Source organism: Pseudomonas entomophila (assembly GCF_018417595.1).
GTDB classification, from domain to species: Bacteria; Pseudomonadota; Gammaproteobacteria; order Pseudomonadales; family Pseudomonadaceae; genus Aquipseudomonas; species Aquipseudomonas entomophila_C.
In genome coordinates this window covers 1,745,857-1,769,383 of sequence record NZ_CP070982.1, presented here as the reverse complement: position 1 = coordinate 1,769,383, position 23,527 = coordinate 1,745,857, and the positions used below count along the sequence as shown (strand labels likewise).

The following is a 23,527-nucleotide window of genomic DNA, read 5'->3' as shown; positions in this document are numbered from 1 at the left end:
TCCAGCCCGGCAGCGTAGCTCACAATCGCCACGCCATGCCGGGCAAACCGCAATCACTCAAGCGTCGCGGAACAACCAGGGCTGGCTGGCGCGGTGCTTGCCCTCGAACGCCTTGATCGCGTCGCTGTCCTGCAGCGTGAGGCCGATATCGTCCAGGCCGTTGAGCAGGCAGTGCTTGCGGAACGCGTCGATTTCGAACTTCAGCACCTTGCCGTCCGGGCGGGTCACCGCCTGGGCCTCGAGGTCGATGGTCAGCTGGTAGCCCGGGTTGGCCTCGACCTGCTTGAACAACTCGTCGACTTCAGCGGCGTCGAGAATGATCGGCAGCAAGCCGTTCTTGAAGCTGTTATTGAAGAAGATGTCGGCGAAACTGGGTGCGATCACGCTGCGGAAGCCGTACTCGTCGAGCGCCCAGGGGGCGTGCTCGCGGCTCGAGCCGCAGCCGAAGTTCTCACGGGCCAGCAAGACACTGGCACCCTGGTAACGCGCGTGGTTGAGCACGAAGTCCTGGTTCAGCGGGCGCTTGCTGTTGTCCTGGTAAGGCTGGCCGACGTCAAGATAGCGCCACTCGTCGAACAGGTTCGGACCAAAGCCGGTGCGCTTGATCGACTTCAGGAACTGCTTGGGAATGATCTGGTCGGTGTCGACGTTGGCGCGATCCAATGGCGCGACCAAGCCGATGTGCTGGGTAAAGGCTTTCATGCTGCGCTCCCTTGGATCAACTCGCGGACATCGATGAAGTGGCCGGTCACCGCGGCGGCGGCGGCCATGGCCGGGCTGACCAGGTGGGTGCGGCCACCGGCGCCCTGGCGACCCTCGAAGTTGCGGTTGGAGGTGGACGCGCAATGCTCGCCGCTCTCCAGGCGGTCCGGGTTCATCGCCAGGCACATCGAGCAGCCCGGCTCACGCCATTCGAAACCTGCTTCGAGGAAGATCTTGTCCAGCCCTTCGCGCTCGGCCTGGGCCTTGACCAGGCCCGAGCCCGGCACCACCAGCGCCTGCTTGACGTTGGCGGCGACCTTGCGGCCCTTGGCGATCTCGGCGGCGGCACGCAAGTCTTCGATGCGCGAGTTGGTGCACGAGCCGATGAACACGCGGTCGAGCTTGATGTCGGTGATCGCCTGGTTGGCGCTCAAGCCCATGTACTTGAGGGCGCGCTCGATCGAGCCACGCTTGATCAGGTCGGGCTCGGCGGCCGGGTCCGGCACGCGCTGGTCGACGGCCAGGACCATCTCCGGCGAAGTGCCCCAGCTGACCTGCGGCTTGATCTGCGCGGCGTCCAGTTCGACCACGGTGTCGAACACCGCGTCCGTATCGGACACCAGCCCCTTCCAGCTGGCGACGGCCTGCGTCCACTGCTCGCCCTTCGGCGCGTAGGGACGGCCTTCGACGTAGTTCACGGTAGTGTCATCGACCGCCACCAGGCCCACACGGGCGCCCGCCTCGATGGACATGTTGCAGATGGTCATGCGGCCTTCCATCGACAATTCGCGGATGGCGCTGCCGGCGAACTCCATGGCGTGGCCGTTGCCACCCGCGGTGCCGATCTTGCCGATCACGGCAAGGACGATATCCTTGGCGGTGACGCCGGCGGGCAGTTCGCCCTCGACGCGCACCAGCATGTTCTTCATTTTCTTGGCCACCAGGCACTGGGTGGCGAGCACGTGCTCGACCTCGGAGGTGCCGATGCCATGGGCCAGGGCGCCGAATGCGCCGTGGGTGGAGGTGTGCGAGTCGCCGCAGACCACGGTCATGCCCGGCAAGGTGGCGCCCTGCTCGGGGCTGATGACATGGACGATGCCCTGGCGCTCGTCATTCATCTTGAATTCGACGATGCCATATTCGTCACAGTTCTCATCGAGGGTCTGCACCTGCAGGCGCGACACCTGGTCGACGATGGCCTCGATGCCGCCCTTGCGCTCCGGCGTGGTCGGCACGTTGTGGTCGGGGGTGGCGATGTTGGCGTCGATGCGCCATGGCTTGCGGCTGGCCAGGCGCAGGCCCTCGAAGGCCTGGGGCGACGTCACTTCGTGGATGATGTGGCGATCGATGTAGATCAAGGACGAGCCGTCATCGCGGCGCTTGACCTCATGGGCGTCCCAGAGTTTGTCGTAGAGCGTTTTGCCAGCCATCAGACTGTTCCTCATCAGCGTCTTTCTATGCCAAAGACCCCTTGGCTTGTACGGACGATCCTATGGCGATAGATTGAATAACTCAAATTCATAATTTTCATGCTTTGCATAACCATCAGGAATTCGAAAGATGGACCTCGCCAACCTCAGTGCATTCATCGCCATCGCCGAAACCGGCAGCTTTTCCGGAGCCGGTGAACGCCTGCACCTGACCCAGCCGGCCATCAGCAAACGCATCGCCGGGCTCGAGCAGCAACTGGACGTGCGCCTGTTCGACCGCCTGGGCCGCGAAGTCACCCTGACCGAGGCCGGCCGCGCCCTGCTGCCACGCGCCTACCAGATCCTCAATGTACTGGATGACACCCGCCGTGCCCTGACCAACCTGACCGGCGAGGTGACCGGTCGTCTCACCCTGGCCACCAGCCACCATATCGGCCTGCACCGCCTGCCGCCGCTGCTACGCGCCTTCACCCGCCAGTACCCGGCGGTGGCGCTGGACATCCAGTTCCTCGATTCAGAGGCGGCCTACGATGAAATTCTCCATGGCCGTGCGGAAATCGCCGTGATCACCCTGGCCCCGGAGCCTCATCACCTGGTGCGCGCCGTCCCGGTCTGGGACGACGCGCTGGATTTCGTGGCCGCGCCGGAACACCCGCTGGCCAGCAACGGCCAGGTCGACCTGGCCGATGTCGCCCGTCATCCGGCGGTATTCCCCGGCGGCAACACCTTCACCCACCATATTGTCCAGCGCCTGTTCGAAAGCCAGGGCCTGACGCCAAACATCGCCATGAGCACCAACTACCTGGAAACCATCAAGATGATGGTGTCCATCGGACTGGCGTGGAGTGTGCTACCACGTACTATGCTCGATGAGCAGGTCGCGCCCATCGCCCTGCCCGGCATACAGCTGTCACGCCAGCTAGGCTACATACTGCATACCGAACGCACGCTGTCGAACGCGGCCAGGGCCTTCATGGCCCTGCTCGACAGCCATGCCGGGTCCACCTGACCGGCCGTCTGCACGGCGTTACATCCACAAGGACGCGTTTTTCGCCAAAGGTCTGGTACCGATGCCCAAATCAGCAAACCGCTTTCCGCGCCTGCCACGCATCCCCGCCGCCGATCCCCAGGAGTCGGAACAGGCCTGGCAGAACGCGCCGCAACTGCTGGCCGCCCTCAATGGCGCGCGTCTGGGTGCCTGGTTGTGGGATATCGAGAGCGGCCGGGTCAGCTGGTCGCGCGGCACCCAGGCCCTGTTCGGCTTCGACCCGCAGCGCCCGCTGCCCGCCGACATCGACTACCTCGACCTGCTGCCGGAAGAAGACCGCGCCCGTACCCGCCAGGCCTTCCAGGCGGTGGTCAATGGCGAACCGGTCGAGCAGGCCATGCGCCATCGCATCCGCTGGCCGGACGGCAGCGTGCACTGGCTGGAGATCAACGGCAGCCTGACCCATGACGCCAACGGCCACCCGCAGATGATCGGGGTGATCCGCGAAATCAGCCGGCAGCGGGAGCGGGAGACCGCGCTGATCAACTCGGAAAAGCGTTTTGCCACCCTCTTCCACCTCAGCCCCAACGCCATCCTGCTCACCCGCCGCCAGGACGGCATGATCTTCGAGGTCAACCAGCATTTCGAGCACATGTTCGGCTGGCCGGGGGCGCAAGTGGTGGGCAAGACCAGCCTGGAACTGGGCCTGTGGGTCAACCCCGAGCAACGCTTCCAGGTGCTGGAGGCCACCCACGCCGGCAGCGGGCCGCTGATCATGGAGGTGCAGTTCCGCGCCACCAGCGGCAAGGTCCACGACGGCATCCTGTGCACCCAGGGCATCGAGCTGGAAGGCGTCACCTTCCTGATCAGCACCTTCGTCGACACCACCGAGCGCAAACGCGCCGAACAAGCCCTCAAGGACAGCCAGGAGCGCCTCGACCTGGCCCTGGACTCGGCGCAGTTGGGCACCTGGGACTGGCACATCCCCAGCGGCATGCTCTATGGATCGGCCCGCGCCGCCCAGTTGCACGGGTTGGCCCCGGTGCCCTTCCACGAATCTTTCGACGCCTTCTTCGAGGGCGTGCCCGAAGACGAGCGCAACGTCATGCGCCAGGCCTACCGGAGCCTGCGCGAGGGCCCGGCCGGCAACTACCAGATCACCTACCAGGTACAGCTGGAAAACGGCACCACGCGCTTTATCGAGAGCCGCGCGCGGCTGTACCGCGACGAGCACGGCAACCCGCTGCGCATGGCCGGCACCCTGCTCGACATCACCGACCAGGTGGAGCGCGAGCAGCGCCTGAGCGCCTCCGAAGAGAAATTCGCCAGCCTGTTCCAGGTCAGCCCCGACCCGATCTGCGTGACCCGCCAGGACACCGGCCAGTTCATCGAGATCAACCCGGCCTTCAGCCAGACCTTCGGCTGGGAAACCGATCAGGTCATCGGCCGCACCGCCGAAGAGCTCGGCCTGTGGGCCGAGTCATCGGAGCGCGCCCAACGCATCGAGCGGGTGATCCGCGACCAGGCCCTGAGCAACGTTGCGGTCGGGGTCAACCACCGCAACGGCACGCCACTGACCTGCGTGATTTCCAGCCGCCTGATCAGCGTCGACAACCAGCCCTGCAGCGTCACCACCCTGCGCGACATCACCCAGCAGCAGCGCGCCGAGGCGGCGCTGAAGGCCAGCGAGGAGAAATTCGCCAAGGCCTTCCACTCCAGCCCCGACGCCATCATCATCACCGAGCGCCAGAGCGGCTGCTACCTGGAAGTCAACGACGGCTTCTGCCGCCTGACCGGCTACAGTGCCGCCGAGGTGGTGGGGCGCAGCGTCTACGACATTGGTATCTGGGCCGACGACAAGCAGCGCGCGGCCTTGCTCAACGAGCTGCGCGAGCGTGGCCGGGTGCATCATCGCGAGATGCTCGGGCGCAACAAGCGCGGCGACATTCTCACCGTCGAGGTGTCGGTGGAGCCGATCAGCCTCAACGAGACCGACTGCCTGCTGCTCACCGCCCGTGATGTCAGCCTGCTGAAGAACGCCCAGGCACAGATCCGTCACCTGGCCTACCACGACCCCCTGACCAACCTGCCCAACCGGGCACTGCTGATGGACCGCCTGAGCCAGCAGATCGCCCTGCTCAAGCGCCACAACCTGCGCGGCGCCCTGCTGTTCCTCGACCTCGACCACTTCAAGCACATCAACGATTCGCTTGGCCACCCGGTGGGCGACACCGTGCTGAAGATCATCACCGCCCGCCTGGAGGCCAGCGTGCGCCTGGAAGACACCGTGGCGCGCCTGGGCGGCGACGAATTCGTGGTGCTGCTCAGTGGCCTGGAAGGCAGCCGCGAACTGGTGGAAAGCAAGGTGCGCGAGCTGGCCGACACCTTGCGCGAGCTGCTGGCCGAACCCATGTCGCTGGACGGCCAGCGCCTGCAGGTAACCCCGAGCATCGGCGTGGCGCTGATCCCCGACCATGGCGCGACCCCCGCCGACCTGCTCAAGCGTGCCGATATCGCCCTGTACCGTGCCAAGGATTCCGGGCGCAACACCACCCAGCTGTTCCACAGCACCATGCAGAAGGCCGCCAGCGAGCGCCTGCGCATGGAGAACGACCTGCGCCTGGCCCTGGCCCGGGGCGAACTGGCCCTGCACTTCCAGCCCCAGGTAGATGCCCGCGACAACCGCATCGTTGGTGCCGAAGTGCTGCTGCGCTGGCATCACCCGCAACTGGGCCAGCAACCGCCGGCGCAATTCATCCAGGTGCTCGAGGAAAGCGGCCTGATCCTCGAAGTGGGCAGCTGGATCCTCGACGAAGCCTGCGACGCCTGCGCCCGCATGCTCGAAGACGGCCTGATCGACGCCGACGACTTCAGCCTGTGCGTCAACATCAGCCCCCGGCAGTTCCGCCAGAACGACTTCGTCGAGCGGGTGTTGCGCAGCCTCGACGACTACCGCCTGCCGCGGCGCATGCTCACCCTGGAGATCACCGAAGGCATCGTCATCCAGAACCTCGAGGATACCATCAGCAAGATGCGTGAGCTCAAGCGCTACGGTGTGAGTTTCGCCATGGATGACTTTGGTACCGGCTATTCGTCGCTCACCTACCTCAAGCGCCTGCCGGTGGATGCGTTGAAGATCGACCAGACTTTCGTACGCGATGCGCCGGTCGACTCCAACGACGCCGAGATCGTCCGCGCTATCGTGGCCATGGCACGCAGCCTGGAGCTGGCGGTGATCGCCGAGGGCGTGGAGCTGACCGAGCAACTGGAGTTCCTGGAACGGCTGGGTTGCCACCTGTACCAGGGCTACCTGCACAGCCGGCCACTGCCGCTGCCGGAGTTTCGCCAGATGCTGCTGGAGGCGCCGGCGGATTACTGAAATGCGCAACACGCTGTAGAAGCGGCTTCAGCCGCGATCACCCGCGCAAGCGGGCGCCAGGACTGCGGCGCCTGTATCGCGGCTGAAGCCGCTCCTGCAGAGGACAGCAGGGTCGCGGAAATACAAAAAGGGCACCCGAAGGTGCCCTTTCTTTCATGCCGCCGAACTCAGTTCAGCGCAGGCTTGTCGCCATTGATCGGGATGCGCTTGGCCTTGGCCTCTTCCGGCACTACGCGCAGCAGTTCGATGCTGAGCAAGCCGTTGGCCAGGCCGGCGCCCTTGACCTCGATATGGTCGGCCAGGCGGAACGACAGCTTGAAGGCGCGCTGGGCAATGCCCTGATGCAGGTAGGTGACCCCTGCCGCGCCGTTGGTTTCGCGCTTGCCGCCGGTCACGGTCAGGACGCCTTTCTCGACCTGCAGGTCGAGGTCGTTCTCCTGGAAGCCGGCTGCGGCAACCACGATGCGATAGTGGTCTTCACCGTGCTTTTCCACGTTGTAGGGCGGGTAGCTGCTACCGGCCTCGTTACGGGCGGCGGCTTCGAACAGGTCGTTGAAACGGTCGAAACCCACGGAATTGCGGAAAAGTGGTGCGAGAGAGAAAGCGGTAGTCATGGTCATGAACTCCTGAGATTCAGCAAGTTAAGTCACTACGCGACCCGACTTCGGCATCGCGTACTCAAGAGATATGGCCGGGTAAACGGGTTTCAAGAGGACGTCAAAAATTTTTCCTGCTTGCCCCGCGATAGCGCCGGCTCAGGCAACGCATTCCTCGAAGACCTGCGCTTCACAACCCAGCAACCGACTGATCCGCTGACAATCATCCTCGCGGCGCAGTTCGGCAAACAGCACCACCGCCTCGGGGTAGCTGCGGGTGAGCATCGCCAGCCACTGCTTCATCCGCCCCGGCGCATAGCGCGGCGACAGCTTGTCCTGGGCCTGGCGCCAGAACTCGCGCAACAGCGGCAACAGGTCGTCCCACGTCATCGGCTGGTACTCCACGCCATCACGGGCCGCCGCGATCTGCAACGCCAGGTCCGGCCGGGAAACCAACCCGCGCCCCAGCATGATGTCCGTGGCGCCACTGACCTCGCGGCAGCGCCGCCAGTCCTCGACAGTCCAGATCTCGCCATTGGCGAACACCGGCACCTTGACCACGTCCTGCACCCGCGCCACCCACTCCCAATGCGCCGGCGGCTTGTAGCCCTCGACCTTGGTCCGGGCATGCACCACAAGATGCTCGGCGCCGCCCTCGGCCAGGGCCGTGGCGCAATCCAGGGCGCCATCCGGGGTTTCGAAGCCCAGGCGCATCTTGGCGGTCACCGGGATATGCGCCGGCACCTGGCGGCGCACCTCGCGCACGATGGCGTGCAGCAGTTCAGGCTCCTTGAGCAACACCGCCCCGCCACGGGACTTGTTCACGGTCTTGGCCGGGCAGCCGAAGTTCAGGTCGATCACCGGCGCACCCAGCTCGCAGGCCAGCACCGCGTTCTCGGCCAGGCATACCGGGTCCGAACCAAGCAATTGCACACGCATCGGCACGCCTGCCGCGGTGCGCGCGCCCCGGCGCAGTTCAGGTGCGAGCTTGTCGAACGAAGACTCCGGCAACAGGCGGTCGCAGACGCGGATGAACTCGGTGACGCACCAGTCGATGCCCCCCACCCGGGTCAGGACGTCGCGCAGGATGTTGTCGACCAGCCCCTCCATCGGGGCCAGGGCAATTTGCATGGAAGTGTCTCGGTACGAAAAGGGCGGCAGTCTAGCAAAAAACCGCCACGCTTCAGTTGCCGATCAGCGCCGGGCCATAACCGTCGAGGAATTCCGCCGGCATGCGCCGGGGCTTGCCGCTGGACAGCTCGATGCAGGCGAAGGTGGTCTGCGCGCGCAGCAACGTGACGCCATCGCTCGGGCGCTTGAGCTGGAAACGACGGGTCATGCGCAGGCGCTGGTCCCAATCGATGATCCAGGTGGCCAGTTGCAGCTCGTCGTCCTCATAGGCCGCGGCCAGATAGTCGATCTCGTGGCGGACCACCGCCATGGCGCGGTCCAGGCGCCGGTACTCGGCCAGGTCCAGCCCCAGGCGCTGCGAATGGCGCCACGCGCAGCGCTCCAGCCAGGTGACATACACGGCATTGTTGGCGTGGCCGAGGCCATCGATATCCTCGTTGCCGACGCGCAGGTCGATGACGAATGGTGCTGCCAGATCCCAGCTCATGCCCGCTCCCATAGGGTGTTGGTGAACGGGCAGAGTGTAACGGAAGCTCAGGCGCTTTGCCGCACGCGCTGGGTGGAGCGCGCCAGCAGCTCCAGCACCGCCTGGCCCAGGCGCGGGTCGGCCAGCACCCGCAGGTGGCCGCCCTCCTCCAGCATCAGCAGGCGGCTATCGAACCAGGCCTTGTGGATGAGCGGCGCCTCGCTGGCCGACACCAGGGTATCGTCCTGGGCATGCACCACCAGACCCGGCAGGTCCAGCTGGTAACCACTGACATCCAGGCGCGCCACCTGAATGCCGACATCCCGCTCCACCTGGCGAATGAACGCCGCCCGCGCCCGTGCCGGCAAACCCAGATGCCGGGCAAAACCGCGCAGCACGCCCAGCAATTGGGCCGGCGCGGCGATGCTCACCGCCGCCTCCGTACGCAAACCCCATTGCAAGGCCAGCATCAGGCTGGCGCCGCCCATGGAATGGCCGACCACCGCGCGCAAGGGTGGCAGTTCGGCGGCAGCTTCGAGCAATGCGCGGGCAAACAGCACCACATGGGCCTGGTTGCCCGGCGAATGACCATGGCCCGGCCCCTCCAGTGAAACCACGGTGTAACCGGCGTCGACCAGGGTCTCGATCAAGGCGGCGAACTGGGTCGGCCGCCCTTCCCAACCGTGCATCAGCAGCACGGTCGGCCCCTGGCCCCAACGCAGCGCCGACAGCCCGAAGCGCAAGGTGATGCGCTCGGCCCGCGCCAGCAACGGCAGCTCCCAAGGCTTGGGCGGCAGTGTGCGCGGGGTCATGAAGGCCCGGCGCATCTTGCCGGCGACATGCTCGGGGACCAGGTGGCCAAGGGTGCCATTGACACCACGAATCCAGCTCAGAGTACTCATCGCCTTGCTCCAGGGGGCAGGTTGTTCAGATCACCGCCGACTTGGCGGCACGCAGGATACGGTCGGACAGCTCACCCGGCCCGAGCGCCCTGGCCACGGCCAGGCCACCTACCATCAGGGCGAAGTCGGCCAGGGCCTTGTCGATGTCCTCGGGGCGATCGACCATTTGCGCGGTCATCAGCTCGATATGTTCGGCCAGCACCTCGCGGAACGCTGGCGGCAAGCGTTGCATTTCACCCATCGCGCTGGGGATCGGGCAGGCCTGCACCTCGGCGTCGCGATGCTTGCGCGACAGGTAGAAGGCAGCCGCCAGTGCACGGCGCTCGGCGCCATCCAGGCTTGGGTCGACCTTGGCCAGCAACCCACGACGCTCGCCCAGCAACTGGCGGAACGCCTCGAGCATGAGCTCGTCCTTGCTGTCGAAGTGGGCGTAGAAGCCCCCCACCGTCAGACCTGCAGCGCCCATCACCTGGCTGACACTCGGGTCGGCCGGGCCATGCTGGATCAAGGCGCTGCGGGCGGCTTCGAGAATCCGCTCGCGGGTCTTGCTCTTCTTGTCGCTCATGGCTCACCTCAAATATTATGAGCAACATATTATGCTTATAATATTTTATGGCAAGCGCTATTTGCACCCGCTGAGAGGGGGTCGAAAAAATGTTTGGGGGGCAGAAAAAACAAAAGGCCCATTCAATAATCGAATGAGCCTTATAAGTCCCGCAAAACGCGGGTAAAAAATTGGCGTCCCCTAGGGGACTCGAACCCCTGTTACCGCCGTGAAAGGGCGGTGTCCTAGGCCACTAGACGAAGGGGACTTGACCTTCGTGCCGGATCGCTTTCGCGAACCGTGGCGAAAATGGTGGAGCTAAGCGGGATCGAACCGCTGACCTCCTGCATGCCATGCAGGCGCTCTCCCAGCTGAGCTATAGCCCCGAGTAAAACAAAAGGCTCATCCATCTGATGATGAGCCTTTCAACTCCCGCAAAACGCGGGTAAAAGTGGCGTCCCCTAGGGGACTCGAACCCCTGTTACCGCCGTGAAAGGGCGGTGTCCTAGGCCACTAGACGAAGGGGACGTAACCTTCGTGCCGATCCGTTTTCACGAACCGCGGCAAAATTGGTGGAGCTAAGCGGGATCGAACCGCTGACCTCCTGCATGCCATGCAGGCGCTCTCCCAGCTGAGCTATAGCCCCGGATTTCTAGCCTCTCGGCCCAGCGACATCGTGAAACATCGCTTGTGCAAAACTGGCGTCCCCTAGGGGACTCGAACCCCTGTTACCGCCGTGAAAGGGCGGTGTCCTAGGCCACTAGACGAAGGGGACGAACCTTCTTACCTTCAAGACCCGTTTGCTGGAACCGGCCTTGCCTGGCAGCTTTTGCTACCAGTCGGAATTTGGTGGAGCTAAGCGGGATCGAACCGCTGACCTCCTGCATGCCATGCAGGCGCTCTCCCAGCTGAGCTATAGCCCCACAATGTCGCTTTGAACCGAAGCGCTGGCTGGGTGCCTGGCGTTTCGTTTTCGTTCATCGCTGTGGACGGGGCGCATATTAAGATCGGATTGCAGGGCTGTCAAACGAATTTTTGAAAATATTCAAAATTTTTTTCACAGATAACAATCACTTACCGCCCTGCCCTTCTGGATCACTTCGCGCAAACGTGTAGGAGCGGCTTAAGCCGCGAACACCGGCGAAGCCGGTGCCATCCACCGCGTCGCCTGCTTCGCGGATAAATCCGCTCCTACAGAATGGCAAATAACATTGCCTCAGGCGATATTCGCCAGCAGCTTCTCCCACTCCTTGTTTTCCTTCTTCGACACACCACCGAGCAGATCGATGGCCTGGCGCAGGCGGTAGCGGGTCAGGTCCGGGCCGAGGATTTCCATGGCGTCGAGCACCGACACCGAGCTGGCCTGGCCAGTGATGGCGGCGAACATCAGCGGCATGGCATCACGCAACTTGAGCTCCAGCGACTCGACCACGGCCTGGATGCAGCCGGTGATACGGTCCTTCTCCCACTGGCGCAGGCTTTCCAGCTTCCACAGGATCAGTTGCATCACCTGGCGTACCTGGTCGGCCGACAGTTTCTTGCTCTCGAACAATTTTGCATCGAGCTTGAGCGCGCCTTCGAAGAAGAAGCCACCCAGCGGCGCGACCTGGCTGAAGGTCTCGACCCGGCCCTGGACGTGCGGGGCGATCTTCATCATGTAGTCGCTGTTGAAGGCCCACTTCTGCACGCGCGCGGCGAACTCTTCCACCGGCAGCTCACGCAGCCACTGGCCGTTCAGCCAGGAGAGCTTCTCGATGTCGAAGATCGGGCCACCCAGGGAGATGCGCGACAGGTCGAAGTGCTCGACCATTTCCGCCAGCGAGAACTTCTCGCGCTCGTCCGGCATCGACCAGCCCATGCGGCCCAGGTAGTTGAGCATGGCTTCGGGCATGAAGCCCATGCGCTCGTAGAAGGTCACCGAGGTCGGGTTCTTGCGCTTCGACAGCTTGCTCTTGTCAGGGTTGCGCAGCAGCGGCATGTAGCACAGCTTGGGCTGCTCCCAACCGAAATACTCGTACAACTTGATCAGCTTGGGCGCCGACGGCAGCCACTCTTCACCGCGCAGCACGTGGGTGATGCCCATCAGGTGGTCGTCGACCACATTGGCCAGGAAGTACGTCGGCAGGCCGTCGTTCTTCATCAGCACCTGCATGTCCATGCGGTCCCATGGGATCTCGACATCGCCACGGAGCATGTCCGGCACCACGCAGATGCCTTCGCTCGGCACCTTCATGCGGATCACGTGCGGTTCGCCAGCAGCCAGGCGACGCTGCACTTCCTCGTCGCTCAGCAGCAGCGCGCGACCGTCATAGCGCGGGGTTTCGCCACGGGCCATCTGCTCGGCGCGCATCTGCTCCAGCTCTTCGGCGGTGCAGAAGCAGTAGAAGGCATGGCCGGCGTCGACCAGTTCCTTGGCGTACTTGGCGTAGATCTCGCCACGCTCGCTCTGCCGGTACGGACCGTGCGGGCCGCCGACGTCGGGGCCTTCGTTCCACTCGATGCCGAGCCAACGCAGGGCGTCGAAGATCTGCTGCTCCGACTCGCGAGTGGAGCGCAACTGGTCGGTGTCTTCGATCCGCAGGATGAACTCACCGCCGTGCTGCTTGGCAAAGCAGTAGTTGAACAGGGCGATGTAGGCGGTGCCGACATGGGGGTCGCCAGTGGGCGATGGCGCGATACGCGTGCGAACGGTGGTCATTGGGAGTCTCGAACGAAGATTGAAACAAAGGCTGGATGTTAGCAGGGAGCGGGCACCGGGCTCCAGCAATGGCGCTATCGTCACTTGTGACGGCGCCGGCTGCCACTGTTAAATTTGCTTACATTTCTGGAACCCAGGTCCCCATGCCCGCCCAACTCAAACGTCGCCTGCTGATCTTCATCACCCTGGTGCTGCTCGTCGGCCTTGGCTTCCTCGCCCACTGGTATTTCAAGGGGCGCTTCTACGAAAGCACCGACAACGCCTATGTGCAGGGTGAGATCACGCGCATTTCCAGCCAACTGGGGGCGCGCATCGATGAGGTGCAGGTGGAAGACAACCAGCACGTCAGCAAGGGGGACCTGCTGGTACGCCTGGAAACTGCCGATTTCGAACTGGCCATCGAGCGCGCCCGTGCCGCCCTGGCCACCCGCGAGGCCGAACGGGTGCAGGCGCAGAGCCGCCTGACCCAGCAGGGTAGCCTGATCGCCGCCGGCCAGGCCCAGGTCGCCGCCAGCCAGGCCACCCTCGATCGCTCGCAGCTCGACCTCAACCGCGCCCAGGCCCTGCGCAAGCCCGGCTTCATCTCTGAAGAGCGGGTCACCACCCTCTCGGCAGACAGCCATGTCGCCCGCTCCCAGGTCGACAAGGCCCAGGCCGACCTCAAAGGCCAGCGCCAGCAGGTCGATGCCCTGACCGCTGAACTCAAGCGCCTCGACGCACAGATCGCCAACGCCCGCGCCGACCTGGCCCAAGCGGAGTTGAACCTGACCCGCTGCGAGATCCACGCGCCGATCAGCGGCACCATTGGCCAGCGCAGCGCGCGCAACGGCCAGGTGGTGCAGGCCGGCGCCTACCTGTTGTCGATCGTCCCCGACGAGGCTATCTGGGTGCAGGCCAATTTCAAGGAGACCCAGATCGGCAGGATGCACCCCGGCCAGCGCGCTGAACTGGTGTTCGACAGCTACCCCGACACACCGATCGAAGGCCGCGTGAACAGCCTGTTCGCCGCCTCCGGCGCCCAGTTCAGCCTGCTGCCACCAGACAACGCCACCGGCAACTTCACCAAGGTGGTGCAGCGCATTCCGGTCAAGCTGACCTTCGCCGCCGACAACCCGCTGCATGGCCGAATCCGCCCAGGCATGTCGGTCACCGCCACGGTCGACCTGCGCGATGGGGATGCGGATGGCCGGTGACCAGCTCCTGCGGCCCACCGCCGAGCCGACTCGGCGCGACTGGATCGCGGTAATGAGCGTGATGCTCGGCGCCTTCATGGCGGTGCTGGACATCCAGATCACCAACTCCTCGCTCAAGGACATCCAGGGTGCGCTGTCGGCGACCCTGGAGGAAGGCTCGTGGATCTCCACCTCCTACCTGGTGGCGGAGATCATCATGATCCCGCTGACCGCGTGGTTGGTGCAGCTGCTTTCGGCCCGGCGCCTGGCGGTGTGGGTGTCGCTGGGTTTTCTGCTGTCGTCGCTGCTGTGTTCGATGGCCTGGAACCTGGAGAGCATGATCGTGTTCCGGGCCCTGCAGGGGTTCACCGGTGGCGCGCTGATTCCCCTGGCCTTCACCCTGACCTTGATCAAGCTGCCCGAACACCATCGCGCCAAGGGCATGGCCATGTTCGCCATGACGGCCACCTTCGCGCCCTCCATCGGCCCGACACTGGGTGGTTGGCTGACCGAGAACTGGGGCTGGGAGTACATCTTCTACATCAACATCCCGCCCGGATTGGTGATGATCGCCGGCCTGCTCTACGGGCTGGAAAAGAAAGAAGCCCACTGGGAGTTGCTGAAAAGCACCGATTACGCCGGCATCATCAGCCTGGGCATTGGCTTGGGCTGCCTTCAGGTTTTCCTGGAGGAAGGCCATCGCAAGGACTGGCTCGAATCGAGCCTGATCGTGGGCCTGGGCACCATCGCCCTGCTCAGCCTGATCCTGTTCGTGATCCTGCAATTCTCCCGCCCTCACCCGCTGATCAACCTGCGCATCCTTGGTAACCGCAACTTCGGCCTGTCGAGTATCGCCAGCCTGGGCATGGGGGTCGGGTTGTACGGTTCGATCTACTTGCTGCCGCTATACCTGGCGCAGATCCAGGGCTACAACGCCCTGCAGATCGGCGAAGTGATCATGTGGATGGGGGTGCCACAGCTGTTCCTGATCCCGCTGGTGCCGCTGCTGATGAAGGTGATCCCGCCCAAAGTACTGTGCGCCCTGGGCTTCTGCCTGTTCGGCCTGGCCAGTTTCAGCTCGGGGGTGCTCAACCCGGATTTCGCCGGGCCACAGTTCAACCAGATCCAGGTGATCCGCGCCATCGGCCAGCCCATGATCATGGTGACCATCTCGCTGATCGCCACGGCCTTCATACAACCGCAGGACGCGGGGTCGGCGTCGAGCCTGTTCAATATCCTGCGCAACCTCGGTGGCGCCATCGGCATCGCGCTGCTGGCGACGTTGCTGGATGCACGGACCAAGGTGTATTTCGACTACCTGCGCGAAGCGCTGGTGCCGAGCAATCCACAGGTCGCGGAGCGGTTGGCGCAGTTGGGCGAGCGGTTGGGGAGCGACACAGCGGCGCTGGGCAAGCTCTCGGAGATTACCCACCAGCAGGCGTTGATCATGGCCTACAACGATGCCTTCCACTTTGTCGGGATCGGCTTGGCGGTGAGTATGCTGGCAGTGTTGCTGACCAGGAAGTTGCCGCAGGGGCTGAAGGCAGGGGAAGCACATTAGTTTGCAAACTGCCTGGGCGGTTCGCTGTAGGAGCGGCTTCAGCCGCGATGCATTTAACGCGGTCCTGGCACCCGCTTTGCGGGTGATCGCGGCTGAAGCCGCTCCTACAGAGGTAGCGCCAAATCAATGGGTGCGGTTGGCGAACCAGGGGCGGATCAACTGGTAATCAGGCGCTCGCGCAACTGCCCGATTTCGTCGCGCAACTGCGCCGCGGCCTCGAACTCCAGGTCGCGGGCGAACTGGAACATTTTCTCTTCCAGTTGCTTGATGCGCTTGGTGATCTGCGCCGGCGTCTGCAGTTCGACCTCGTAACGCCCGGCCTCCTCCGCCGCCTTGGCCATGCCCTTGCGCTTCTTGCTGCGCGCACCCGGCACAGTTGCGCCCTCCATGATGTCGGTGATGTCCTTGACCACGCCCTTGGGCACGATGCCGTTGGCCGCGTTGAACGCGATCTGCTTCTCGCGCCGCCGCTCGGTCTCGTCGATGGCGCGCTGCATGGAGCCGGTAATGTTGTCGGCGTAGAGGATCGCCTTGCCGTTGAGGTTGCGCGCGGCGCGGCCGATGGTCTGGATCAGCGAGCGCTCGGAGCGCAGGAAACCTTCCTTGTCGGCGTCGAGGATGGCTACCAGCGACACCTCGGGCATGTCCAGGCCCTCGCGCAGCAAGTTGATGCCCACCAGCACGTCGAAGGTCCCGAGGCGCAGGTCGCGGATGATCTCGACCCGCTCGACGGTGTCGATGTCCGAGTGCAGGTAACGTACCCGCACATCGTGGTCGGCCAGGTAGTCGGTGAGGTCCTCGGCCATGCGCTTCGTCAGCGTGGTGGCCAACACCCGCTCGCCCTGGGCGACGCGCTTGCCGATCTCCGAGAGCAGGTCGTCGACCTGGGTGAGCGCCGGGCGCACCTCGACCTGGGGGTCGACCAGGCCTGTGGGGCGCACCACCTGCTCCACCACCCGCCCGGCATGCTCGGCCTCGTAGGGGCCGGGCGTGGCGGACACGAAAATGGTCTGCGGGCTGACTGCCTCCCATTCATCGAAGCGCATGGGACGGTTGTCCAGTGCCGACGGCAGGCGGAAACCGTACTCCACCAGCGTTTCCTTGCGTGAACGGTCGCCCTTGTACATGGCGCCGACCTGCGGAACGCTGACGTGGGACTCGTCGATCACCAGCAACGCGTCATCGGGCAGGTAGTCGTAGAGCGTGGGCGGCGGCGCGCCGGCCGGGCGCCCGGAGAGGTAGCGCGAGTAGTTCTCGATGCCGTTGCAGTAGCCCAGTTCGAGGATCATCTCCAGGTCGAAACGGGTGCGTTGTTCCAGGCGCTGCGCCTCCACCAGCTTGTTGTGCGTGTTCAGATACTCGAGACGGTCCTTGAGCTCTTCCTTGATCCCTTCCACCGCCTCGACCAACGTCTCCCGCGGGGTGACGTAGTGACTCTTGGGGTAGAAGGTGAAGCGCGGCAGCTTGCGGATCACCTCACCGGTCAGCGGGTCGAACGCGGCGATGTTCTCCACCTCGTCGTCGAACAGCTCGATACGGATGGCTTCAAGGTCCGATTCAGCCGGAAAGACATCGATCACGTCGCCGCGCACGCGGAAAGTGGCGCGGGCGAAATCCATCTCGTTGCGGGTGTACTGCAGGTCGGCCAGGCGGCGCAACAGGGCACGCTGGTCAAGCTTGTCGCCGCGGTCGACGTGCAGGACCATCTTAAGGTACGTCTCGGGACTGCCCAGGCCATAGATGCACGAAACGGTGGTGACGATGATCGCGTCGCGCCGCTCAAGCAACGCCTTAGTCGCCGACAGGCGCATCTGCTCGATGTGGTCGTTGATCGAGGCGTCCTTCTCGATGAAGGTGTCCGACGACGGCACGTAGGCTTCGGGCTGGTAGTAGTCGTAGTACGAAACGAAGTACTCGACCGCATTGTTCGGGAAGAACGCCTTGAACTCGCCATACAACTGGGCGGCCAGCGTCTTGTTGGGGGCCAGCACCATCGTTGGGCGCTGCACCTGCTGGATGACATTGGCGATGCTGAATGTCTTGCCCGAGCCGGTCACCCCGAGCAGGGTCTGGTGCGACAGGCCGGCGTCGATACCCTCGACCATCTGGCGGATGGCTTCGGGCTGGTCGCCGGCCGGCTGGAATCGGGTGACGAGCTGGAACTCGGACATGACGGACCTCGTGGATGTCGCGGCAACTGTAAATTTAGCCAGTAGTCTATACCCAAATGCGGCGTGCGGGCGCGGGATTCAAGCCCGACCTGTGAGCGCTCATGACAATGGACCGGGCAATTCGACCAATGGTCGAAAAATATTTGCGCAAACAACCATAAAAGCTGCGCCAGACTGTCGCAGTGACCGACCGGTATCACTATACTGACTCCCCGTTTGTGCACCGCTTCAGTGCATTCGGCTGGAGCGTGGCGACCCCTATCACTCTCCTATTCAGAGCCAAGGTAACAATGAGCCTGTTTTCCGCAGTCGAGCTGGCACCCCGCGACCCCATCCTGGGCCTCAACGAAGCATTCAACGCCGACCCACGCACTGACAAAGTCAACCTGGGCGTAGGCGTCTACTGCAATGAGGAAGGCCGTATCCCGCTGCTGCGCGCGGTGATCGAAGCCGAAACCGCCCGTGCCGCCCAGCACGCCTCCCGCGGCTACCTGCCGATCGACGGCATCGCCCAGTACGACCAGGCGGTGCAGAAGCTGATCTTCGGTAAAGCGTCGCCACTGCTGGCAGAAGGCCGCGTGGTCACCGTGCAGGCTGTCGGCGGTACCGGCGCTCTGAAGATCGGTGCCGACTTCCTCAAGCGCCTGCAGCCAGGCGCCGTGGTCGCCATCAGCGACCCGAGCTGGGAAAACCACCGCGCGCTGTTCGAAACCGCTGGTTTCCCGGTGCAGACCTACCGTTACTACGATGCAGCCAGCCACGATGTCAACCGCGCCGGCATGCTCGAAGACCTGAACAAGCTGCCGTCCGGCTCGATCATCGTCTTGCACGCCTGCTGCCACAACCCGACCGGCGTCGATCTGTCGCTGGACGACTGGAAGAACGTGCTCGAAGTGGTCAAGGCTAAAGGCCACGTGCCCTTCCTCGACATGGCCTACCAGGGCTTCGGCGCCGGCATCGCCGAAGACGCCTTCGCTGTGCGCCTGTTCGCCGAGTCTGGCCTGGAGTTCTTCGTCTCCAGCTCGTTCTCCAAGTCGTTCTCGCTGTACGGCGAGCGTGTCGGCGCCCTGTCGATCGTCACCGCCTCTAAAGACGAAAGCACCCGCGTGCTGTCGCAGGTCAAGCGTGTGATCCGCACCACCTACTCCAACCCACCGACCCACGGCGCCAGCATCGTCGCCGCCGTGCTCAACAGCCCCGAGCTGTGCCAGATGTGGGAAACCGAGCTGGCCGAGATGCGCGAGCGCATCCACGGCATGCGCAAGCAGATGGTCCAGTTGCTGGCCGAATACGGCGCCAACCGTGACTTCAGCTTCGTCGGCCGCCAGTGCGGCATGTTCTCCTACTCGGGCCTGACCGTTGAGCAAGTGTCCCGCCTGAAGAGCGAGTTCGGCATCTACGCGCTGGACACCGGCCGCATCGCGGTCGCGGCGCTGAACCAGAGCAACATCCACGTGGTCACCAAGGCCATCGTCGAAGTGCTGTAACTGCTTGATTGTCTAGGGGAAGCTTGACTTCCCCTAGACAAGCGGTAAGATGCGCACAGATTCCGCGATAGCTCAGTCGGTAGAGCAAATGACTGTTAATCATTGGGTCCCTGGTTCGAGTCCAGGTCGCGGAGCCAAACACTGAAAACCTCCAGATGCGCAAGCACTGGAGGTTTTTTCTTTTGTGCCCGCCTTCTTGTGTTCCCACTCCCCTGGACTATCGTCAGCATGCGCATCCGGCGCAGCAACGACAGGGAGTCATCATGGATAGCACACGCAACGCTCAGGAAGCCGTGGAGCAGGTCGCCGACCAAGCCATCCTGGCCGCCCAGCAAGGCACGTTCGCGGTAGGCGGCTGCATCATCGAGAACGCCACCGGCAAAGTTCTGGTACGCATGCACAACAACGTGCTGCAACCGTTCCCCGGCAGCAAGGCGCAACCACCCTTCCTGCCCCATGACCCGACGGCCCATGGCGAACGGCAACTGGTGCAGTGGTATTACGACAACCGGCACGAACTGAAGCTGCCCGAGCCCAACCAACTGACCGTGGTGACCACACTGGACCCGTGCGCGATGTGCGCAGGCTCGCTGCTGACCGCCGGCTTCAATGTGGCCGTCAGCGCCATCGACACCTATGCCGGGGTCAACTACAACAGCCAGTTCGACTTCCCCACCTTCCCTCCCGCTTTGCGTCAAAAGGCGCAAGCGACCTGGGGTTACTACGCGGTGGACGCCCCCATCAACCGCCCTTATCAGGGCTCGCAAGGCCCCATTTACGCAAATCAGAAAATCGACGCCCGGGTGTTCAGCCTGACCGGCGCGATCTTCGATGCCAGCGTGAATACCGTGCGCGAGGCCAGCAACAACAGCGGCTTGCCACCCTCCAAGCTGAAAAACCCGGCGACACTGCCAGCCACCAGCGCAGTGCGTCAGGCACTGGCCAAGCTCAGCAAATGGGCGCTGACCGTCAAAAGCGAAAACCCACGCATGCCGGGTGTGGAACTGGCCAAGCCGTTGACCGAGACCGCCGCGGTATCCGACAGAACCAACGCAGTGGCATTGCTCGATCCGTTCGGCAACTTGCTGGCCTGCCTGGGCGGCCAGGAGGACCAGTCGCCCATCCGCACGGCGTTCATGGAGACGACGCGCCAGTATGCCCTGATGCGCTGGACCTTGATGAACGACAACGACCCGCAGGTGCGCGCCGAGGCAGAGCAGTACCTGACCCACCCCAAATACGGCACCTTCGTGTTCCTGTACATCCCGGACCCTGGCACCAGCGAGGCGGTGATGACCTTCGGCGCCTATGGCTCGACCATGGAGGGGCCGGTACCCCAGTCGTTCCCGTCCAATCTGCAATATGTGCTGCTGCACGACGGCGTCACCCCGCAGGCGGTGGCGCAACTGGCGCAGAAGCTGCCGCCCTTCTACACCCAGAGCGTGCAGGTAGCCCCCAGCCAGGTGCTGGACCAGGGCCTGATCAATGCCGCCAAGCAGGCGCTGTAGCGCCTGCCATCATTTAACGGGACAGGGGCTCGGTCACTGGCCGCCCCTCGTCCACCAGGCTCCATACCAGCAGCTTGGCTGGCTGGGTCTTGCTGGCGTTGCGCGAAACACTGTGTATGGTACCTGGGGCCTCGTACCAGAACTCTCCGGCCTTGTAGGTCCTCTCCGGCTCGTCGTTGAGTTTCGATGTCACCGCCCCTTCCAGAACGTAGGCCATGACCGCCCCCGGGTGCTGATGGGCAGGCGACGCCTGGCCGGGCGCGTAGCTGACCGTCAGCATCACGGCTTTCTTGCCCGGAGCATTGGTGGGCAGTTGTTCCTGGAGAATTCTGACCTGGTCAGGTTTGTCGCCATGGGCCCAGGTGAGTGAAATCGGTGCCAGCAAGCCTAGCGCCAGCAGGGCAACGGGGAGGTGGATGGATCGCATGAGGGCTTCTCCTGTGGTGTGTACCAGCAGGTTAAGCCCAGGGCGGCGAGCGACAAACGGCCAATTCGGGGAAAAAGCGGGAGGCCGATTGCGTGATCGTGCCAAGGTGCAGCCGACACATCTCCACTTCCACCAACTCGTAACGGTGACTGACTTGTTGCCGTTGCCGTTGCCGTTGCCGTTGCCGTTGCCGTTGCCGTTGCCGTTGCCGTTGCCGACAGATAGTTTCACCACATGATTCACTAGCGACAGCTACGCCAGCCCAGGCGCCGCCCGTAACTTCGCGACTTCAGGAGGCTGAGCGCAGGCGTCTGGAGGGCCAGGTGCGCAGCACCCTTCGGCGTTAGCCGAAGGCGCGAGATGTAGACTTGCGCAGCAAGTCGTAGGCCGCGCGGGCCTGGAAGGCGCCGGAGCGAAGGGACCCGGAGCGTAGCGCAGGGCCGTATGAATGGAGCGCAGCGTTTTTTGGTTACTTTTGTCCGGCCGGCGCCCCGGGCGTTTGACAAAAAGTGACCCGCCGTAAGGGCGGAAAGGTGACTTCGAGTCGCTATCGCAAATGGATATGCACACAGCTGTAGAGACCTATTAAGTTTTGGCTTTGGCTTTGGCTTTGGCTTTGAATTTCAGAGTACTGGCCTTGAAATTCATGAGCATATCCATTCACGATGGCGGCGCTGACTCACCTTTTCGCCCTTACGGCGACCTTCTTTTGCACGCGGGCAAAAGAAGGCAAAAACCGCTGGCTCCGTTCATACGGCCCCTGCGCTTCGCTCCGGGGTTCCCTCACTCCGGCCTTGCTCCCGCGTGGACGCACTGAAGGGCCATCCATGGCCCATCAGTGCTCGACGGGCATCCATGCCCGTCGCCCCGCTACGCAAGTCCTACGTTCGGCCTCCTGAAGTCGCATTTGGCGGTGCCTGAACTATCGCGCACTTAAAAGCAGGATCAAGATCAAGATCAAGATCAAGATCAAGATCAAGATCAAGATCAAGATCAAGATCAAGATCAAGATCAAGATCAAGATCAAGATCAAGATCAAGATCAAGATCAAGATCAAGATCAAGATCAAGATCAAGATCAAGATCAAGAGATATACATTGGTTATTGATAGACTATTTATGGGGTGACAATCAGAGCCAATAAATAATCTTCAAGTATTACGCCCAATCGGATAGAACTCACCCTGGCTCCAAACCCCAAGCCACTCCTCCCCATCAATCACCCGCCCCACCGCCAACTCCACCAACTGATAGAACACATTGCGGTGAATCAACGCTTCGAGGTTGGTGCGCATCAGCACGTAGGGGGAAGGCTCGAGGGTGACAGGATCGATCTCGACACGCAGCGGATTGCCCGGGCCAGCCTCGACCTGATCGTCGACATTGCTGGTAAACCGCAGCACCTGCTGCTCACCACTGCCCTGAACATCGAGCAACACAGCAACAAACGGCGCGTCATCGACACGAATGCCGACCTTCTCCACCGGCGTGACCAGGAAATAGTCATCCCCATCCCGGCGAATGATGGTGGAGAACAACCGCACCATCGGCTTGCGCCCGATCGGCGTGCCCAGGTAATACCAGGTGCCATCACGGGCGATACGCATGTCGATATCGCCACAGAAATCCGGGTTCCACAGATGCACCGGGGGCAACCCCTTGTGCGCGGGGATCTGCGCCAACAGGTCGCTGGCCTTGCCGGAATCAGTCATTTCACGCTCGCTCAGCGGCTCATGCCCAGGAGACTACGAGCGTACTCGCGCATCGGCTCACCAAGCAAATCCTGCGGCGTGTTGTCGTGGAACGTCAACAAACCGCCACGACTCTTGATCCGGGCCGTATCGATCAGGTAGCGAGTACTGGTCTCGATGAGCATCATCTGCACCACGCCGTTATCCCAGCCCAAGCGATCGACGGCCTGTTCGTCATACCACTCGTCACCGTTGCCGATCCGGTCGTCGGTACGCGCGAAGCGAGTATAGAGCACATAGTCGGCGCCCACCGAGCGGGCCTCGGCAATCGCGTCCTCCAGGCCCAACGGCCCTTGGGCGCGGCGCACCAGCGGGAAGTACTCGACAAAGCTCTTGAATGCTTCCTCGGCCACCGCATTCTGGCGTGGCACCGGCCCTTTGCCCGGCGGCACGAACGCGCCCTGGCCGATGAAGATGAACGAATCGGGCTGCAGGCGGATCGACAGGGTCCGAGTGGTGTCACTGTGATCCAGCAGGCCGGCGTCACTCATGTGATAGCGCACACCCTCGCCCATATCACTGACATTCATGCAGCCGCCCAACGCCATCAGCGCCAGCAGCAAGACCAGGCTACGCATCTTTCCTCCAGAGACCGGTGACGAAAAACCGGCGAAT

Annotated in this window: 18 protein-coding genes and 7 tRNA genes; 7 read left to right on the top strand and 18 right to left on the bottom strand. The window is 63.4% G+C overall.

Translation table 11 applies throughout. The features are described 5' to 3' along the window. Positions 1 to 57: 57 nt before the first annotated feature. On the bottom strand, positions 58 to 702 hold the full coding sequence (gene leuD, locus JYG34_RS07885) for a 3-isopropylmalate dehydratase small subunit (RefSeq protein ID WP_213660184.1): 645 nt from the start codon (positions 700 to 702) through the stop codon (positions 58 to 60). Continuing rightward, positions 699 to 2,132: a 3-isopropylmalate dehydratase large subunit gene (gene leuC, locus JYG34_RS07880; RefSeq protein ID WP_213660183.1), complete on the bottom strand. Its 1,434-nt coding sequence runs from the start codon at positions 2,130 to 2,132 to the stop codon at positions 699 to 701. Before leuC ends, leuD begins: the two co-directional genes overlap by 4 nt. A 130-nt stretch (positions 2,133 to 2,262) precedes the next feature. On the opposite strand from leuC, the gene JYG34_RS07875 reads away from it, so the two are divergent. Both JYG34_RS07875 and JYG34_RS07870 read left to right on the top strand, forming a co-directional pair. After that, a complete protein-coding gene (locus tag JYG34_RS07875) occupies positions 2,263 to 3,141 on the top strand; it encodes a LysR family transcriptional regulator (protein ID WP_213660182.1) in 879 nt (292 codons plus the stop codon). A 61-nt stretch (positions 3,142 to 3,202) separates the two neighbouring features. Continuing rightward, positions 3,203 to 6,499, top strand: coding sequence for a PAS domain S-box protein (locus JYG34_RS07870; protein WP_213660181.1), 3,297 nt, complete (start codon positions 3,203 to 3,205; stop codon positions 6,497 to 6,499). 167 nt (positions 6,500 to 6,666) lie between these two features. Here JYG34_RS07870 and JYG34_RS07865 read toward each other — a convergent pair whose 3' ends face one another. The 12 genes from JYG34_RS07865 to gltX all read right to left on the bottom strand — a co-directional run bounded on the left by JYG34_RS07865 (position 6,667) and on the right by gltX (position 12,836). Then, a complete protein-coding gene (locus JYG34_RS07865) occupies positions 6,667 to 7,113 on the bottom strand; it encodes an Hsp20 family protein (protein WP_213660180.1) in 447 nt (148 codons plus the stop codon). A gap of 141 nt (positions 7,114 to 7,254) precedes the next feature. Beyond that, positions 7,255 to 8,226, bottom strand: a complete 972-nt coding sequence (locus tag JYG34_RS07860; RefSeq protein ID WP_213660179.1) for a tRNA dihydrouridine synthase — start codon at positions 8,224 to 8,226, stop codon at positions 7,255 to 7,257. 52 nt (positions 8,227 to 8,278) lie between these two features. Continuing rightward, the gene (locus tag JYG34_RS07855) at positions 8,279 to 8,713 is read right to left on the bottom strand and encodes an acyl-CoA thioesterase (protein WP_213660178.1); all 435 of its coding nucleotides are present in this window, start codon (positions 8,711 to 8,713) and stop codon (positions 8,279 to 8,281) included. 47 nt (positions 8,714 to 8,760) lie between these two features. After that, a complete protein-coding gene (locus JYG34_RS07850; protein WP_213660177.1) occupies positions 8,761 to 9,594 on the bottom strand; it encodes an alpha/beta fold hydrolase in 834 nt (277 codons plus the stop codon). Between the two features lie 25 nt (positions 9,595 to 9,619). Next, complete coding sequence (locus tag JYG34_RS07845; RefSeq protein ID WP_213660176.1) at positions 9,620 to 10,159, bottom strand: TetR/AcrR family transcriptional regulator; 540 nt, start codon at positions 10,157 to 10,159, stop codon at positions 9,620 to 9,622. A gap of 171 nt (positions 10,160 to 10,330) precedes the next feature. Beyond that, positions 10,331 to 10,406, bottom strand: a tRNA-Glu gene (locus tag JYG34_RS07840). A 42-nt stretch (positions 10,407 to 10,448) separates the two neighbouring features. After that, positions 10,449 to 10,524, bottom strand: a tRNA-Ala gene (locus JYG34_RS07835). Between the two features lie 66 nt (positions 10,525 to 10,590). Beyond that, positions 10,591 to 10,666, bottom strand: a tRNA-Glu gene (locus tag JYG34_RS07830). A gap of 42 nt (positions 10,667 to 10,708) precedes the next feature. Next, positions 10,709 to 10,784 (bottom strand) — tRNA-Ala (locus JYG34_RS07825). Between the two features lie 53 nt (positions 10,785 to 10,837). Next, positions 10,838 to 10,913, bottom strand: a tRNA-Glu gene (locus tag JYG34_RS07820). A 72-nt stretch (positions 10,914 to 10,985) separates the two neighbouring features. Then, positions 10,986 to 11,061 (bottom strand) — tRNA-Ala (locus JYG34_RS07815). Positions 11,062 to 11,354: 293 nt separating this feature from the next. Beyond that, complete coding sequence (gltX, locus tag JYG34_RS07810; RefSeq protein WP_213660175.1) at positions 11,355 to 12,836, bottom strand: glutamate--tRNA ligase; 1,482 nt, start codon at positions 12,834 to 12,836, stop codon at positions 11,355 to 11,357. Positions 12,837 to 12,979: 143 nt separating this feature from the next. Here gltX and JYG34_RS07805 point away from each other — a divergent pair, with 143 nt between their 5' ends. Together JYG34_RS07805 and JYG34_RS07800 are read left to right on the top strand one after the other, a co-directional pair. After that, positions 12,980 to 14,029, top strand: a complete 1,050-nt coding sequence (locus JYG34_RS07805; RefSeq protein ID WP_213660174.1) for an HlyD family secretion protein — start codon at positions 12,980 to 12,982, stop codon at positions 14,027 to 14,029. Continuing rightward, positions 14,019 to 15,569, top strand: coding sequence for an MDR family MFS transporter (locus JYG34_RS07800; RefSeq protein ID WP_213660173.1), 1,551 nt, complete (start codon positions 14,019 to 14,021; stop codon positions 15,567 to 15,569). Before JYG34_RS07805 ends, JYG34_RS07800 begins: the two co-directional genes overlap by 11 nt. Before the next feature lie 155 nt (positions 15,570 to 15,724). Here the strand turns inward: JYG34_RS07800 and uvrB are convergent, their stop codons facing one another. Beyond that, entirely contained in the window at positions 15,725 to 17,740 is a 2,016-nt protein-coding gene (uvrB, locus tag JYG34_RS07795; protein WP_213660172.1) for an excinuclease ABC subunit UvrB, read from the bottom strand. 290 nt (positions 17,741 to 18,030) lie between these two features. Between uvrB and JYG34_RS07790 the strand changes: the two genes are divergently transcribed. From JYG34_RS07790 to JYG34_RS07780, 3 genes are all read left to right on the top strand, one after another. After that, positions 18,031 to 19,227, top strand: a complete 1,197-nt coding sequence (locus tag JYG34_RS07790; RefSeq protein ID WP_213660171.1) for an amino acid aminotransferase — start codon at positions 18,031 to 18,033, stop codon at positions 19,225 to 19,227. Between the two features lie 61 nt (positions 19,228 to 19,288). Then, positions 19,289 to 19,364 (top strand) — tRNA-Asn (locus JYG34_RS07785). 126 nt (positions 19,365 to 19,490) lie between these two features. Next, complete coding sequence (locus JYG34_RS07780; protein WP_213660170.1) at positions 19,491 to 20,735, top strand: nucleoside deaminase; 1,245 nt, start codon at positions 19,491 to 19,493, stop codon at positions 20,733 to 20,735. Positions 20,736 to 20,748: 13 nt separating this feature from the next. On the opposite strand, the gene JYG34_RS07775 is transcribed toward JYG34_RS07780, so the two are convergent. From JYG34_RS07775 to JYG34_RS07765, 3 genes are all read right to left on the bottom strand, one after another. Continuing rightward, positions 20,749 to 21,162: a cupin domain-containing protein gene (locus tag JYG34_RS07775; protein ID WP_213660169.1), complete on the bottom strand. Its 414-nt coding sequence runs from the start codon at positions 21,160 to 21,162 to the stop codon at positions 20,749 to 20,751. Between the two features lie 1,150 nt (positions 21,163 to 22,312). Then, complete coding sequence (locus JYG34_RS07770; protein WP_213660168.1) at positions 22,313 to 22,873, bottom strand: DUF1285 domain-containing protein; 561 nt, start codon at positions 22,871 to 22,873, stop codon at positions 22,313 to 22,315. Positions 22,874 to 22,884: 11 nt separating this feature from the next. Then, a complete protein-coding gene (locus tag JYG34_RS07765; protein ID WP_213660167.1) occupies positions 22,885 to 23,490 on the bottom strand; it encodes a DUF4823 domain-containing protein in 606 nt (201 codons plus the stop codon). Between the last annotated feature and the right edge of the window lie 37 nt (positions 23,491 to 23,527).

Bases quoted from the DNA above. Each gene is read 5' to 3' on its own strand.
- leuD (WP_213660184.1), bottom strand. From the start codon at position 702: ATGAAAGCCTTTACCCAGCACATCGGCTTGGTCGCGCCATTGGATCGC.
- leuC (WP_213660183.1), bottom strand. From the start codon at position 2,132: ATGGCTGGCAAAACGCTCTACGACAAACTCTGGGACGCCCATGAGGTC.
- JYG34_RS07875 (WP_213660182.1), top strand. From the start codon at position 2,263: ATGGACCTCGCCAACCTCAGTGCATTCATCGCCATCGCCGAAACCGGC.
- JYG34_RS07870 (WP_213660181.1), top strand. From the start codon at position 3,203: ATGCCCAAATCAGCAAACCGCTTTCCGCGCCTGCCACGCATCCCCGCC.
- JYG34_RS07865 (WP_213660180.1), bottom strand. From the start codon at position 7,113: ATGACTACCGCTTTCTCTCTCGCACCACTTTTCCGCAATTCCGTGGGT.
- JYG34_RS07860 (WP_213660179.1), bottom strand. From the start codon at position 8,226: ATGCAAATTGCCCTGGCCCCGATGGAGGGGCTGGTCGACAACATCCTG.
- JYG34_RS07855 (WP_213660178.1), bottom strand. From the start codon at position 8,713: ATGAGCTGGGATCTGGCAGCACCATTCGTCATCGACCTGCGCGTCGGC.
- JYG34_RS07850 (WP_213660177.1), bottom strand. From the start codon at position 9,594: ATGAGTACTCTGAGCTGGATTCGTGGTGTCAATGGCACCCTTGGCCAC.
- JYG34_RS07845 (WP_213660176.1), bottom strand. From the start codon at position 10,159: ATGAGCGACAAGAAGAGCAAGACCCGCGAGCGGATTCTCGAAGCCGCC.
- gltX (WP_213660175.1), bottom strand. From the start codon at position 12,836: ATGACCACCGTTCGCACGCGTATCGCGCCATCGCCCACTGGCGACCCC.
- JYG34_RS07805 (WP_213660174.1), top strand. From the start codon at position 12,980: ATGCCCGCCCAACTCAAACGTCGCCTGCTGATCTTCATCACCCTGGTG.
- JYG34_RS07800 (WP_213660173.1), top strand. From the start codon at position 14,019: ATGGCCGGTGACCAGCTCCTGCGGCCCACCGCCGAGCCGACTCGGCGC.
- uvrB (WP_213660172.1), bottom strand. From the start codon at position 17,740: ATGTCCGAGTTCCAGCTCGTCACCCGATTCCAGCCGGCCGGCGACCAG.
- JYG34_RS07790 (WP_213660171.1), top strand. From the start codon at position 18,031: ATGAGCCTGTTTTCCGCAGTCGAGCTGGCACCCCGCGACCCCATCCTG.
- JYG34_RS07780 (WP_213660170.1), top strand. From the start codon at position 19,491: ATGGATAGCACACGCAACGCTCAGGAAGCCGTGGAGCAGGTCGCCGAC.
- JYG34_RS07775 (WP_213660169.1), bottom strand. From the start codon at position 21,162: ATGCGATCCATCCACCTCCCCGTTGCCCTGCTGGCGCTAGGCTTGCTG.
- JYG34_RS07770 (WP_213660168.1), bottom strand. From the start codon at position 22,873: ATGACTGATTCCGGCAAGGCCAGCGACCTGTTGGCGCAGATCCCCGCG.
- JYG34_RS07765 (WP_213660167.1), bottom strand. From the start codon at position 23,490: ATGCGTAGCCTGGTCTTGCTGCTGGCGCTGATGGCGTTGGGCGGCTGC.